12 protein-coding genes are annotated in these 14,314 nt (G+C 71.6%); 6 read left to right on the top strand and 6 right to left on the bottom strand.

The genetic code is table 11. The features are described 5' to 3' along the window. Positions 1–20: 20 nt before the first annotated feature. From IW249_RS11185 to IW249_RS11195, 3 genes are all read left to right on the top strand, one after another. A complete protein-coding gene (locus IW249_RS11185) occupies positions 21–1,553 on the top strand; it encodes an NADH-quinone oxidoreductase subunit M (protein ID WP_124821335.1) in 1,533 nt (510 codons plus the stop codon). 52 nt (positions 1,554–1,605) lie between these two features. Beyond that, the gene (nuoN, locus tag IW249_RS11190; protein WP_196920668.1) at positions 1,606–3,159 is read left to right on the top strand and encodes an NADH-quinone oxidoreductase subunit NuoN; all 1,554 of its coding nucleotides are present in this window, start codon (positions 1,606–1,608) and stop codon (positions 3,157–3,159) included. 90 nt (positions 3,160–3,249) lie between these two features. Further along, positions 3,250–4,335 (top strand): polyprenyl synthetase family protein, encoded by a 1,086-nt coding sequence (locus IW249_RS11195; protein WP_196920669.1) that lies wholly within the window; start codon positions 3,250–3,252, stop codon positions 4,333–4,335. Here IW249_RS11195 and IW249_RS11200 read toward each other — a convergent pair. Next, entirely contained in the window at positions 4,311–5,540 is a 1,230-nt protein-coding gene (locus IW249_RS11200) for an MFS transporter (RefSeq protein WP_196920670.1), read from the bottom strand. The genes IW249_RS11195 and IW249_RS11200 overlap by 25 nt on opposite strands. 154 nt (positions 5,541–5,694) lie before the next feature. On the opposite strand from IW249_RS11200, the gene IW249_RS11205 reads away from it, so the two are divergent. Further along, entirely contained in the window at positions 5,695–6,477 is a 783-nt protein-coding gene (locus IW249_RS11205; protein WP_124821331.1) for an IclR family transcriptional regulator, read from the top strand. 102 nt (positions 6,478–6,579) lie between these two features. Here IW249_RS11205 and IW249_RS11210 read toward each other — a convergent pair whose 3' ends face one another. Then, positions 6,580–8,706, bottom strand: a complete 2,127-nt coding sequence (locus IW249_RS11210) for a PhoX family protein (RefSeq protein WP_196920671.1) — start codon at positions 8,704–8,706, stop codon at positions 6,580–6,582. Positions 8,707–8,933: 227 nt separating this feature from the next. On the opposite strand from IW249_RS11210, the gene IW249_RS11215 reads away from it, so the two are divergent. Both IW249_RS11215 and IW249_RS11220 read left to right on the top strand, forming a co-directional pair. Further along, a complete protein-coding gene (locus IW249_RS11215; protein WP_091395533.1) occupies positions 8,934–9,449 on the top strand; it encodes a sigma-70 family RNA polymerase sigma factor in 516 nt (171 codons plus the stop codon). Continuing rightward, the gene (locus IW249_RS11220) at positions 9,446–10,162 is read left to right on the top strand and encodes an anti-sigma factor family protein (RefSeq protein ID WP_196920672.1); all 717 of its coding nucleotides are present in this window, start codon (positions 9,446–9,448) and stop codon (positions 10,160–10,162) included. The genes IW249_RS11215 and IW249_RS11220 overlap by 4 nt, the downstream gene beginning before the upstream one ends. Positions 10,163–10,279: 117 nt before the next feature. Here the strand turns inward: IW249_RS11220 and rarD are convergent, their stop codons facing one another. The 4 genes from rarD to eccE form a co-directional block, all read right to left on the bottom strand. Beyond that, complete coding sequence (rarD, locus tag IW249_RS11225) at positions 10,280–11,206, bottom strand: EamA family transporter RarD (RefSeq protein ID WP_196920673.1); 927 nt, start codon at positions 11,204–11,206, stop codon at positions 10,280–10,282. Beyond that, positions 11,203–11,700, bottom strand: coding sequence for a GNAT family N-acetyltransferase (locus IW249_RS11230; protein ID WP_196920674.1), 498 nt, complete (start codon positions 11,698–11,700; stop codon positions 11,203–11,205). Before IW249_RS11230 ends, rarD begins: the two co-directional genes overlap by 4 nt. A gap of 128 nt (positions 11,701–11,828) precedes the next feature. Then, positions 11,829–12,215: a phage holin family protein gene (locus IW249_RS11235; RefSeq protein ID WP_091395522.1), complete on the bottom strand. Its 387-nt coding sequence runs from the start codon at positions 12,213–12,215 to the stop codon at positions 11,829–11,831. A gap of 61 nt (positions 12,216–12,276) precedes the next feature. Then, entirely contained in the window at positions 12,277–14,238 is a 1,962-nt protein-coding gene (gene eccE / locus IW249_RS11240; RefSeq protein WP_372432954.1) for a type VII secretion protein EccE, read from the bottom strand. Positions 14,239–14,314: the final 76 nt, after the last annotated feature.

Genomic DNA, 14,314 nt, shown 5'->3' on the forward strand with positions numbered 1-14,314 from the left:
GACGGAGGTAAGGCCGCATAATGTCCAACTTCCCGTTCCTCTCGGTGCTCACCGTGGCGCCGCTGGTGGGCGCCCTGGTGGTGGCCTTCCTGCCGCGCCACCGCCCGGAGCTGGCCAAGCAGGTGGCGTTCGCCTGGTCGCTGCTCGTGCTGGTGCTCTCGGTGGTGATGTGGGTCAGCTTCAACGCCGGCGGTGACCGGTTCCAGTTCCGCGAGTCGTACTCGTGGATCCCGAACTGGGGTGTCAGCTTCACCTTCGCCGCCGACGGCATCGCGCTGGTGATGCTGATGCTGATCGCGGTGCTGGTGCCGCTGGTGATCCTGGCGTCCTGGCACGACGCCGAGTCGTCGAAGCGGTCGGTGCCCGTCTACTTCGCGCTGCTGCTGGTCCTCGAGTGCACGATGATCGGCGTCTTCGCGGCGGCCGACGTCTTCCTGTTCTACGTGTTCTTCGAGGTCATGCTGGTGCCGATGTACTTCCTCATCGGCAGCTACGGCGGCCACCAGCGGCAGTACGCGGCGGTGAAGTTCTTCCTCTACTCGCTCGTCGGCGGTCTGTTCATGCTGGCCGCGGTGATCGGCCTCTGGGTGGTCGGCGGGAAGACCTTCGACTGGCAGGCGCTCTCGCAGGTCGACATCAGCACCGGCACCGAGCGGTGGCTGTTCCTCGGCTTCTTCCTCGCGTTCGCCATCAAGGCGCCGTTCTTCCCGTTCCACACCTGGCTGCCCGATGCCGGTGGCGCCGCTCCGGCGGGCGCGGCGGCGCTGCTCGTCGGCGTGCTGGACAAGGTCGGCACCTTCGGCATCCTGCGCTACTGCCTGCCGCTGTTCCCCGAGGCGTCGAAGTGGTTCGCACCGTGGGCGCTGGCCCTGGGCGTGATCGGCATCGTGTACGCCGCGCTGCTGGCGGTCGGTCAGAACGACCTGAAGCGGCTCGTGTCGTACACCTCGATCGCGCACTTCGGCTTCATCGGGGTGGGCATCTTCGCCTTCACCACCCAGGCCGGCACCGGCGCGGTGCTCTACATGCTCAACCACGGGTTGGCCACCGGCCTGCTCTTCCTGGTGGTGGGCATGCTGATCTCCCGGCGCGGCTCGTCGTTGATCAGCGACTTCGGTGGCGCCGGCAAGCTGGTCCCGGTGCTCGCCGGGGTGCTCTTCTTCGCCGGTCTCGCCTCGCTCGCGCTGCCCGGTACGGCGCCGTTCATCTCCGAGTTCCTGGTGCTGATCGGCACCTTCACCGTGAACAAGCCGGTCGCTGTCATCGCCACGCTCGGCATCATCCTGGCGGCCGCGTACGTGCTGTGGATGGTGCAGCGCACCACCCAGGGCACCCTCAACCCGGCGCTGACCGAGGTCGACGGCATGCGCCGGGACCTCAACCTGCGCGAGAAGGTGGTGGTCGCCCCCCTGATCGCGCTGATCGTGCTGCTCGGCTTCTTCCCGAAGCCGGTCACTGACGTGATCAACCCCGCCGTCCAGGCGACCATGGACGACATCGGTAGAACCGACCCGGCCCCGTCGGTGGGCACCGTCCAGGAGGCAGGCCGGTGAGCGCGAGGAGTGAGCTTGCGAGCCCCGCAGTCGCGAACGAAAGGCCGGCACCGTGACCGAGCTGAACCTGCCGTCGATCAACTATTCGGCGATCTCTCCGATCCTGATCATGCTGGGCACCGCGCTGCTCGGTGTGTTGGTCGAGGCCCTGGTGCCCCGGCGCTGGCGGCACGTGGTGCAGTTGACGTTGGCGCTGCTCGCGGTGCTCGCGGCACTGACCATGGTGGTCCTCAACGCCGACGAGCGGATCATCACCGCCGGCCAGGCCCTCGCGATCGACGGGCCGACGCTCTTCCTCCAGGGCGCGATCCTGGTGCTGGCCGCGATGGCGCTGCTGCTGATCGGTGACCGCTCGGTCGAGCGGGGCGGGGCGTTCGTCGCCCAGGCCGCGGTGACCGCCGAGTCGGCCGACGACCGGCGGCAGGCCGAGGGGCGCAACGGTCTCACCGAGGTCTACCCGCTGACCACGTTCGCGATCGGCGGCATGCTGATCTTCGTGGCGGCGAACGACCTGCTGACCATGTTCATCGCGCTGGAGGTCTTCTCCCTGCCGCTCTACCTGCTCTGCGCGCTGGCCCGTCGCCGGCGTCTGCTGAGCCAGGAGGCGGCGATGAAGTACTTCCTGCTCGGCGCGTACGCCTCCGCGTTCTTCCTGTTCGGTGTGGCCCTGATCTACGGCTTCACCGCCGGTATCCCGGGCCGCCCGGCCGGCGTCGACTTCGCCACCATCCACGCGGCGGTGAGCGAGTCGCCGGCCAGCCCGGTGCTGCTCTTCGCCGGCATGGCGCTGCTCGCCATCGGTCTGCTCTTCAAGGCCGCGGCGGCCCCGTTCCACGTCTGGACCCCGGACGTCTACCAGGGCGCGCCGACCCCGGTCACCGGGTTCATGGCGGCCTGCACCAAGGTCGCCGCGTTCGGTGCCCTGCTGCGCGTCTTCCAGGTCGCGTTCGCGAACGCCAACTGGGACTTCACCCCGGTCCTCGGCGCGGTGGCGGTGCTGACCATGCTGATCGGCGCGGTGCTCGCGGTCACCCAGACCGACATCAAGCGGCTCCTCGCGTACTCCTCGATCGCCAACGCCGGCTACCTGCTGGTCGGTGTGTTGGCGCCGAGCCGCGACGGGCTCGCCGGCACGATGTTCTACCTGGTCGCGTACGGCTTCTCGGTGCTGGCCGCGTTCGCCGTGGTGACGCTGGTGCGGGACGACGACGGCGAGGCCACCCACCTGTCCCGCTGGGCCGGGCTGGGCCGGCGGTCGCCGTTCTTCGCCGCGCTGTTCACGTTCATCCTGCTCGCCTTCGCCGGTATCCCGCTGACCAGCGGATTCACCAGCAAGTTCGCCATCTTCGGGCCGGCGTTGGACGGTGGCCAGGCCTGGCTGGTGATCGCCGGTGTGCTGACCAGCATGGTGCTCGCGTTCCCGTACCTGCGGGTCGTGGTGATGATGTGGCTCTCCGAGCCGGGCGAGTCCACCCCGACCGTCACCGTGCCCGGTGGGCTCACCTCCGCCGCGCTGACGATCGGTGTGCTGGCGACCCTGGTGTTGGGCGTCGCGCCGGCGCCGCTGCTCGATCTGGCTGCTGGAGCCGCCGAATTCGTTCGATAAACGAAGGTTCGATGACCGGGGGTCGGCACGTGTTCACGTGCCGGCCCCCGGTGCGTATCCCCGGGCCGGAGCAGGTCGAACGGGTGTGGCATGGTTGATAGCGTGGTGAATCCGGCGGGCGAGCGTTCAGGTGCCTCCGGCTCCGGCGGTCGACGGGGTCGGGCGAGCACGAGTCAGTTCGGCGCGCTTGGCCTCAACCTCGCCGATCCCCGTGTCGAGGCGTCCGTGCTGGGTCTTCTGGACACGGTCGAGGTCGAGTTGCGGGCCAGCGTGGCCAGCGCCGACCCGTTCGTCACCGAGGCTGCCCGGCACCTCGTCGAGGCCGGCGGGAAGCGTTTCCGGCCGTTGCTGGTGGCGCTGGGCGCCCAGTTCGGTGACCCGACCGGCGCGCAGGTGGTCCCGGCCGCCGTGGTGATGGAGCTCACTCACCTCGCCACCCTCTACCACGACGACGTGATGGATGAGGCCGCCGTCCGTCGGGGCGCGCCGAGCGCCAACTCCCGGTGGACCAACTCGGTCGCCATCCTGGTCGGTGACTACCTCTTCGCCCGCGCGGCGGACATCGCCGCCGACCTGGGCCCCGAGGCGGTCCGGTTGCAGGCGCGCACCTTCGCCCGGCTGGTGCACGGCCAGATCGCGGAGACCGTGGGGCCGCGCGCCGACGACGACCCGGTGGCCCACTACCTGCACGTGATCGCCGAGAAGACCGGCTCACTGATCGCCACGTCGGCCCGCTTCGGCGGCATGTTCGGTGGTGCCGCCCCGGAGCACGTGGAGGCCCTCGCCGGGTACGGCGAGACGATCGGCGTCGCCTTCCAACTCTCCGACGACCTGTTGGACATCGCCTCCGAGTCGGTGCAGTCGGGCAAGACCCCCGGCACCGACCTGCGCGAGGGCGTCCCGACGCTCCCGGTGCTCTACGCCCGCGAGGCGGACGACTCCGACGCCTCGTCGGTGCGGCTGCGGGAGATCCTGGCGACCGGCCCGTTGACCGACGACGCACTGCACGCCGAGGCGTTGGGGCTGCTCCGGGAGAGCCCGGCGCTCAAGCGTGCCCGGGAGACAGTGCGCAGCTACGCCGAGGAGGCCCGCGCGCAGCTCGCCCCGCTGCCGCACGGCCCGTCCCGCAGCGCGCTCGAGTCGCTCTGCGACTACATCGCCGACCGCACCAGCTGATCCACGCCCCGGCCCGTTGCGGCGGCCGCGCGGGTCAGCAGTCGGCTGCCGACGAGCATGAGGGCGGCGGCGAGCAGCATCGCCACCGCCGCGATGGTCCACATCGCCGGGTAACCGAGGTGGGCGGCGAGCGGGCCCAGGCTCAGCGGGCCGAGACAGCCACCCGCGTACACCCCGGTCTGGGTGATCGAGGTGGCGGTGGCCGGTGACTGTGGGTGCAGCCGGACCACAGCGAAGTTCATCAGGCCGGGCCAGGCCCAGCCCAGGCCGAAGCCGAGCACCACACCGACCACCAACGGCACCGAACCAGTCAACGCGAGCAGGCCCAATCCGACCGCGCCGACGAGCAGCATCGCGGCGATGAGGGCGACATGGCCGGTCTCGCGGCGATCGGCCAACCAGCCGGCGCCCACCCGAGCGGCCACACAGACCGCGCTGCCCAGGGTCAGGGTGAGGCCGGCCAGGCCCGGCGACAGCCCTCGATCCGCGGCGGAGTCCACCAGGAAGGTGCCCAGCGCGTTTGCCGCGCCGGACGCCAACGTCGCCGCCGCGCCGATCACCACCAGCGCCGCCGTCGCCCGCCCGGCGCGGGCGGCACCGGCCCGTCGGGCCAGGCCGGGCAACTGCCGGGGTACGGCGGCCAGTGTCGTCAGCGCGGCCACGGCGGCGGCCACGAACGCCCAGCGCCAGCCGGCGGTGAGCGCGATGGTGGGCACGGCCGCCCCGGCCAGCAGTGTGGAGACCGGGATGGCGGCCTGCTTGACACCGAACGACAGCCCCTGCCGCCGGGCCGGCACGTGCTGGGCCAGCGCGGCGTTGCTGGCCAACTGGCCGAGCGCGTTCGCGGCGGCGCTGAGCGCCAGCAGGCCGACCAGCACCGGGTACGACCGGGCGAAGGCGGCCACGGCCAGCATCGACCCGGCGGCCAGCAGGATGCCGCAGCGGGCGACCACCGCCGGTCCGTACCGCTCGACCAGGCGGCCGGAGGGCACCGAGGCCAGCGCGCTGACCCCGAAGTAGACGGAGACGGCCAGGCCCAGACCGGCCGGCGAGAAGCCGAGGTCGGTGCCCATCTGCACGGCGAGACCGCCGAGCAGGAAGACGGGGAGTACGCAGGCCACTGTGGTGACGACTGCGCCGGCGCTGGCCCGGACCGGGTGGGGTCGGGCGTTCGCCGGATCAGGGGTGTTGGAGGTGTCGGTCATCGTTGGGCAAACCTACGTGAGGCCCGCTCAGAGCACTCCTGGTGACCGGCGGGGCACTAGCTGTGGATGGTGATCTGGCATCCTCGACCCGAACAGGCATTTCGCACCGGGCCTGTTTTTCATATGGTGTAAGTCCCCGGCGGCGGAGGTGGTTGTGCGCGACCCCTTGGCAGAACCTTCGGACCTGATTCGCAGCGTGTCCCGAGCGCTACGGGTGCTGGAGTCGGTCGGTCGCGCCCCGAAGGGCCTGACCGTCAAGCAGATCGCCCGGCGCTGCGAGCTGACCGTGGCCACCACCTACCACCTGGTCCGCACCCTCGCCTACGAGGGCTACGTGATCCGTCGCGAGGACGGCACGTACATCGTGGGGTTGGAGGTGGCCGACCGGTACCGGGAACTGGTGACGGCGTTCCGGGGCCCGCCAGCGGTCGGTGAGACCCTGCGGCGGGCCGCACTGGACACCGGCTACAGCCACTACCTCGGTCGGTTCGTCGGCGGTCAGGTGGCGCTCACCGCGGTCGCCGAGGGGCACCGCTCTCCCTACCTGGAGGACCTGGTCCCCGGCTTCGACGAAGGGGCGCACGCGACAGCGCTCGGCAAGTCGCTGCTCGCCACCCTCACTACCGACCAGCGCTACCGCTATCTGCGCGAGTACGGCATGCGCCCGTTCACCACCGCCACGCTGACCACCACCGAGAGTTTCGAGGCCGACCTGGCCGCCGGTGACCGGCGCGGCATGCAGTTGGAGATGGGGCAGTTCCGGCAGGGGGTGGCCTGCGCCGCGGTGCTCGTCGCACCGGACAAGGACATGGAACGCCGCGTCGTGCTGGCCTGCGCGTTGCCGGCCAGCGAGATGATGACCTCCGCCCGGGTGGTACGCGCCAAGCTGCTCACAGTAGCCCGCAGCGTGGCCGACGGCATCGCCTCCGACAACTGACCGCCGAGAGGCCCTCTCCCAGGCTGGGAGAGGGCCTCTCGGGGCGGTCCAGCGCCGGACCGCCAGAGCAACGTCAGCGGCCTCTCGGCAGCGGGTACGACGTCAGCTGCCCACCGGGCCGCCGTCGAGGCGCCAGGTGACCACCACGCCCGGCTTGGCGTAGTCACCGTCCGGCCAGTTCGAGGCCGGGTTCTCCACCGAGGCCCCGGTGATCTCGCCCGGGTGCTGCACCGCGACGAAGACCGAGCGGTTGTCGCCGGTGATGAACGGGCCGCAGGTCTCCGCGCCGAGCGGCACGGTCAGGAACTGCTTGAGGTGACCCCGCTCCGGACCCTCCACGGCGGTGGCGAACAGGCCGTCGTTGCTGCCCAGCGCGTTGCCGTCGGTGGAGATCCAGAGGTTGCCGGTGGCGTCGAAGGCGACGTTGTCCGGGCAGGAGATCGGGGAGACCTTGGACTTGTCGTACCCGGCGAAGAAGGTCGACGGGTCGGTCGGGTCGCCGCAGACGATCGGCAGCGACCAGGCGAAGGTCTCCGAGGCGTTGTCGTTGCGGTCCTCGACCAGCTCCAGGATCTGCCCGTGCTTGTTGGCGGTGCGCGGGTTGGCCTCGTCCGCCTTCGGGTTGCTGCCCACGCCGCGGTTGGTGTTGTTGGTCAGCGCCACGTACACCTTGCCGGTGAGCAGGCTCGGCTCGACGTCCTCGGGGCGGTCCATCTTGGTCGCGCCGACCTTGTCACCGGCGAGCCGGGTGAAGGTGAGCACGTCCGCGGCGGTCATCCCGTCGACGAACGACCGGTTGCCGCTGACCAGCTTGATCCAGCGACCACGGCCGTTGAACGCGCCGTCGGTGGGGAGCTTGCCCGAGCCGTCGATCTCGGCGGCGCTGGTCTGGTCGAGCTTCGCCACGTAGAGCGTGCCGGACTCCAGCAGGGTCAGGTTGTGCTTGCGGGCAGCCCAGGAGTTGCCCTTCATGAACTTCTTGTCCGAGACGAACTTGTAGAGGTAGTCGAACCGCTCGTCGTCGCCCATGTACGCGACCACGTGGCCGTCCTTGGCGACGATCACGTTGGCGCCCTCGTGCTTGAACCGGCCCATCGCGGTGTGCTTGCGCGGGCGGCTCTCCGGGTCGAACGGGTCGATCTCGACGACCCAGCCGAACCGGTGTGCCTCGTTGGGGTGCTTCGTCAGGTCGAAGCGCTCGTCGGCGCGCTCCCACTTGCGGCTGCCGCTGGGGTAGCGGCTGGCGGTGCTGATGCCGTAACGGTCCAGCTTCGGCTTCAGTTCGGCCGGGGCGGCGTCGGCGCCGACGAAGTACTGGTTGAAGTTCTCCTCACCGGAGAGCACAGTGCCCCACGGGGTCACGCCACCGGCACAGTTGTTCAGCGTGCCGACGACAGTGCGGCCCTTGGGGTCGGCGGCGGTCTTCAGCCAGGCCGAGCCGGCGGCCGGGCCGGTCAGGTCGAACTTGGTGCTCAGCGCGGTGACCCGCCGGTTGTACGGCCGCGGACCCTTGTCGACCGGCTTCCACTGCCCGGTGCCGGCGACCCGCTCCAACTCGACGACCGACATGCCGTGCGCGGCCATGGCGGTGCGCAGCTGCTCCACGGAGAGCCCGTCCAGGCCGGGGAAGCCCGGGAACATCAGGTCCTCGTTCGTGTACTCGTGGTTCACCACGAGCAGCGCCCGCCTGCCCTGCTTGTCCAGCGGCAGCACGCCCACGAAGTCGTTGTTGTAGCCGAACTGCTTGGACTGCGCGGCGGCGGTCTGGTGGTGCAGGTTGAACTCCGGCGCGCCCGGCAGCACCGGGTCACCCCACTTGATCACCACGGCGTGGTCGTAGCCGTTCGGCACGACAAGGGTGTCCAGCTTGTTCGGCGGGATCGGCTTGAAGGTCAGCGCGCCGCTGCCCACCCCGGTGCTGGGACGGCCGAAACCGAAGGCCTCCGGAACGTCCGGGGTGGTCGGGGCCGCCATGGCCGGGGCCGCACCGGCGAGCGCACCGGCTGCCGCGCCGCCGAAGCCGAGCACCAGCGCGCCGACCGCGCCGGCCCGGACCACGCCACGCCGCGACACCTCGGCGTTCACCACGTCACCGAAGTACGCGTTGTCGGAGGTGTTCGGCACCGGGTGGTCACACGCGTTTCCGCACCGGTACAGGCAGGTCATGGCGTCGCGGGTGCCATGGCGGGTGCCGTTCAACAGGGGGAGCAGCCGGGGACGGTCGCTCATGGGAGAGGCCTCCAGAGAAGTCGGTGACACGACAGGCGGCGTACCAGCCGGACGCTAGGAGGACGTGGTGAGCGCTCGTCGGCCACGATGTGAACCGGGCATGAACACCTTCGTGGGTGGCAACCACCGGGCAACCGGTCTGACCTCGGTCTGAACCGATCGGCGTGACCGCACGTATTCCCGAGCGGACGCACCGCCGGACGCGCGCCGGAAGCGAGGAGACCGCCATCAGCGACCACGACGCCCAACTGCTGCGCGCGCTGCACGACGAGCACGCGGAGGCGCTGTACGCCCATGCCCTGCGGCTGGTCAACGGGGACCGGCAGCGGGCCGAGGACCTGGTGCAGGAGACGCTGCTGCGGGCCTGGCGACATCCGGAGTCACTCGACCCGACGCGCGGATCGGTGCGGTCCTGGCTGTTCACCACCGCCCGCAACCTGGCCATCGACGCCTGGCGGCGGCGATCCACCCGGGTCGGCGAGGTGTTCACCGACGATCTGCCCGAACCGCCCGAGGCGATCGACGAGGCCGAACGGGCGGTGGAGGCGTGGACCGTCGCCGAGGCCCTGAACCGGCTCAGCCCGACCCACCGGGAAGTGCTCGTCGAGTGCTTCTACCAGGGGCGGTCGGTGGCCGAGGCGGCGTCCCGCCTGGGCGTACCGCCAGGGACCGTGAAATCCCGCACCCACTACGCGCTGCGGTCTCTACGGTTGGTCCTGGCCGAAATGGGGGTGACGGGATGACCCGGTGCGAGTTCGCGTACGACGACGGCGCGTACGTGCTGGGTGCCCTGGCCCCGGCCGAGCGGGCGGCCTACGAGCGGCACCTCGGCGGCTGCGCCTCGTGTCGCGAGGCGGTCGCCGAGATCGCCGTCCTGCCCGGGTTGCTCGGGCGCCTCGACCCGGCGGGGTTGGAGCAGATCCTGCCGCCGCCGGCCCCGCCCCGGGTGCCCGCGCTGCTCGACGAGGCCCGCCAGCGCCGGCGCCGGGAACGCGCCGCGGACCGGCGACGGTACGCACTGACCACACTGGCCGCCGCCGGGCTGGCGCTGCTGGTCGGCGTGGGCACCGCCGTGGCGTTGCCCCGACCTGTCGACCCTTCCGGGCCGCCCGGCGCCCAGGGCACACCGACCCAGCAGGTGTCGATGGTCGCCATGCGGCCGGTGGCCGCCGCCGGGCCGGTGCACGCCGACCTCGGGCTCACCGGCACCAAGTGGGGCACCCAGGTGACCATGCGCTGCGGGTACGACGCGCGGACGAGCTACGGCAAGGCGTACCCGTTCCGGTTGGTGGCGCGCGGCCCGAACGGCGCCACCGAGCAGATCGGCTCATGGCTGGCCGCCCCCGGCGACGACCTCAGCTTCACCGGCGCCACGAGGTTCACCGACGCCGAGCTGGTCAGCGTGGAGCTGCAGAAAGCCGACGGCACCCCCCTCCTGACCTACGCCGTCCCCTAACCCACCCCTGGTCCTCCGCGATCTTGCACTTCCTGCCCTCCCATAACGGGGCATCGCGGGCATATCGGCTACCGAAACTGCAAGATCGCGACATCAGGGTGCGGGTTGGGGTTGGGGTCAGGGGGTGGGGAGAGGGGTGGGGACCGCTGTGGGTTGGCGGGACTGGCGGGTGCGGCGGGAGGTGCGGACGGCGTCGGCGGTGAAGACGATCAGGGCCAGCCAGACCAGCGCGAAACCGGCCAGCCGGGCCGGCGGCATCGGCTCGTGGAAGATCAGCACCCCGCAGCCGAGCTGGAGGATCGGCGCCAGGTACTGGATCATGCCGAGGCTGCTCAGCGGCAGTCGGTTGGCCGCCCCGGCGAACATCAGCAGCGGAATCGCCGTGGCCGCGCCGGCCAGCACCAGTAGCGCGGTGTGCCCGGCCGAGACGTGCCCGAAGGTCAGGTCGGCCTTCGCCATCAGCCAGGCCAGGTAACCCAGAGCCGGCAACGCCAGCACCGCCGACTCGACGAAGAGCCCCTCCGCCGCCGGCAACCCGAGCCGCTTCTTGACCAGGCCGTAGCCGGCGAAACTGAACGCCAGCGTCAACGCCAGCCACGGCAGCCTGCCGTAGTCCACGGTGAGCACCGCGACAGCCGACGCGCCGATCCCCAGCGCCACCCACTGCGCCGGGCGCAGCCGCTCCCGCAGCACCGTCACCCCGAGCAGCACCACTACCAGCGGGTTGATGAAGTAGCCGAGCGCGGTCTCCACCACCCGGTCGGAGTTGACCCCGTAGATGTAGGTGCCCCAGTTGACAGCGATCAGCGCGGCGGCGGCGACGATCCCCGCCACCGCCCAGGGGCGGCGCAGCAGCGCCCGCAGGAAGCCGACGTTGCGCAGCGCCGCCAGCAGCAGGGCCACGAAGACCACCGACCAGACGATCCGGTGGGCCAGGATCTCCAGCGGGCCGGCGGGTCGCAGCAGCTTCAGGTAGAGCGGAAAGAAACCCCAGAGCAGGTACGCGCCGAGGCCGTAGAGGTATCCCAGACGGAGTGGCGTCACGCTTCCACCGTAAGGGGCGTAGTGCTGCTTTGTTCCTTTCCGGTGATGGGGGTCACCGGGGGCCGCCGGTCCAGCTGCATCCAGCGTTGCGGCGCGTCCAGCGGGGTGAAGCCCACCCCCGCGTACACCTGGTGGGCGTCGTTGGTGCAGAGCAGGATCCGGCGTACGCCCAGCTCGTCCAGGTGGTCGCGGACCGCGCCGGCCAGCCACCCGCCCAGACCGCGCCCCCGGGCGGCGCGGTCGACGTACACGTCGCAGAGCCAGGCGAAGGTGGCACCGTCAGTGACGACCCGGGCCACCGCGACCTGGCGGCCGTCCTCCGGCCGGTAGACGCCGAAGGGCAGTGAGCCGTCGAACGCCCGCTCGGTGGTCTCCCGGTCTCGTCCGAGCGCCCAGTACGCGTCGGTGGACAACCAGTGGTGCACCAGGTCCAGGTCGATCCGCGCCGGATCGGTGCTGAGCAGGTGGCCATCGGAATAGGTCAGCGTGAACATGACGCGACGCTAACCGCCGAGATGGGCGGTCAGGCTGCCACATTCCCGAAGTCTGGTCATCGGCCCGCCGGGGCCCCGGCCGAGGTCGGAGCCCCGGACGGACCGGGTCGGTGCTTGCTGGTCGGCGGTCAGTCCCGGTCGAGGACGGCGCCGAGGATCCAGGTCACGATGCTCACGAAGAGGGCACCGAGCACGGCTGCCGGCCAGAAACCGTCCACCGAGAACGGCAGCCCGGCCTGGTCGGCGATCCAGCTGGTGAGCAGGAACAGCAGCCCGTTCACCACCAGGGCGATGAGACCCAGGGTCAGCAGGTAGAAGCCACAACCGACGGTCTTGATGATCGGCTGGAGAACCGCGTTGACCACGCCGAAGATCACCGCCACCAGGAGCAGCGTGGTCACCGTCTCGGTGGCGGAGTTCGAATCCAGGGAGATGCCCGGGATGAGGAGCGTGGCCAGCCAGAAAGCCAGAGCTGTGCTGGCCAGCCGAATCAGCAGACCTTTCAGAAAACCCATGGCGGGGATCGTGCCACGGACACCGCACCGACGTAACCCACCAGCTGACCATCCCGGTGGATCAGCCGCGCGTCGGCGGCCCGATCAGTTGCGCCTCGATCGGTGTGGGGGAGAGCAGTGCCCAGCGCAGCGCCCGCCGGTTGACCACGGCCACCATGTCCTCCCGGATCCGGGTCAGCCACTCGGCCGAGCCGCCCAGCCCCAGCGCGGCTCCGGCCAGGGTTGCCTCGGCGGAGGTCAGCGGTTGGAGCAACGCCAGGTCGGCGCGGCTCAACGCGTCCACATCGGCCGGGGTCAGCTCGTCGCGTACCACCAGTGTGGCCCGCCACGGCGGGCCCGGCGCGGCCTCGGCCGCCACCGGCCCGGCGTCGACGATCAGCAGCAACGGACGCAGCGCGGTGCCCACCCCGTCGGCGACCGCCCGACCCGGCGGAAGCAGCGGGATCGTGCCACCCGGCGCGCCAACCCCCCGGATGAACGGCTCCCAGGCGCGCGGCCGGGCGGTCTGCACCACCACCAGGGCACCGAGCGCCAGCGCGCGCAGGGCCACCAGTTGGACTGCGCGCACCCCGCCGACCAGCAGCACACGGGTGCTCTCCGGCCGGAACAGTCGCACGGTGACGGCTCGGCCGTGCCGGTTGGTGCCGACCATCATGCCCGCGTCACCCAGCGACAGCTCCCAGTCGGTCACCGCCGGGCCGGGCTGCGCCCCCGGCGCCGGTGGACGGGCCTGGGCCCCGGGTGCCGTCAGCGCCAACGGCAGCGTAGCGGCCAGCCCGCTCAGGTGGGCGCCGTCCAGTCGGCGTAGCTTTCCACCCAGGTCGGTCACCAGGCGGGTCAGCGCCTCGGTGGCCGCCGCCAACTCGGTTGCCGTCGCGGCGGCCAGGCGTACGGTCAGCTCGGTCGGCGCTCCGCTCGTCGCCAGCGGACCCGACGACGTGGACATCGTCGGTGACGGACCTGAGCAGATCGACACCGTCGTGGCCGTCGCCGGCAGCGCGAGCAGGCGGGGCACCAGCCGGCGTCCGGCCGCAGCGCCCGCGTCGGGCCAGCGGATCAGTCGGAAGGTGGCCTGGACCAGGTTGCCGGACCGGATCGCCGGCCAGGACTCCCGGACCGGTTCTCCGTCGTGGTGGGCCAGCTCGCCCAGGACGCGCAGCGCCGCGGGCACCCCGAGTGGCCGCGCGGCCAACGGGCCGAGCCGGCGGACGATCCGACGGACCGTGCCGGCGAGCACCCGGCGCAGGTCCTCCTCGGACCAGCCGTTCACCCGCAGTACCCGGACCGCCACTACGGCCCGTTCTCGCCCGGCGAGCCGCCCGTCGGTGAGCTGCCGGTACGACGTGCCGACAGTGCCTCCGGCGCTCGGTACCGGTGCCGGCGCACCGGCGAGCAGCAGTTGGATCAGCAGCGGGGGCTGGTCCGGCCCGGCCGGGGAGAGCAACGCGGCCGGGGCGGGGATCGCCTGGGACGCGTCGCCCAGCAGGTCACCGGGGTCGCCGAGCTCCAGGAGCGCGACCATGCCGGTGGTGTCCTCCAGGACGGCCGCCGGCCCGCTGGTCAGCTCCGTCGAGCGGACTACAGTGCCCGGAGCGACAAGGTCGAGCAGCTCGGCCGCTCCGGCCGGCCCCGTCAGCACCCGCCGGCGGGTCAGATGGGCGGTGGCGGTGCCCAACCACTCGAAGAGCCACCGCCCCCGAACCGGCACCCAGGCGGCCGCCAGCAGCAGCACTGCCACCAGCACGGCCACCGCGACGACCGGTGCGGGTCGGCCCAGGGCGACGAGGACGAGCGCCGCCGCGACCTGCGCGGTGACCAGTTGACCGGCTCGCGCACCGGCGCCCAGGCGACGGCCGAGCGCGACCCAGCGGTCCACCGGCGACCGGCGACGGGGGGTGCGCTGGTCGGCCGACCCCGGACCGCTGTCGGTGGGTCGGCCCGCCCCGATCGCCAGTGGAAAGGCGTCTGCCCCGGACCCGACCGGGGCCGGTGGGTGCGGCCCTCCGGTGGTGATCGCCGGCACCGTGCCTCCTCGACCAGTGGGACCGGGTCGGGCGGCCGGCCGCCCTCCGGCGGCCCGTCACGCGCCGCGACGTGGC

Origin of the sequence: Micromonospora vinacea (assembly GCF_015751785.1) — a bacterium.
Classification (GTDB): Bacteria; Actinomycetota; Actinomycetes; order Mycobacteriales; family Micromonosporaceae; genus Micromonospora; species Micromonospora vinacea.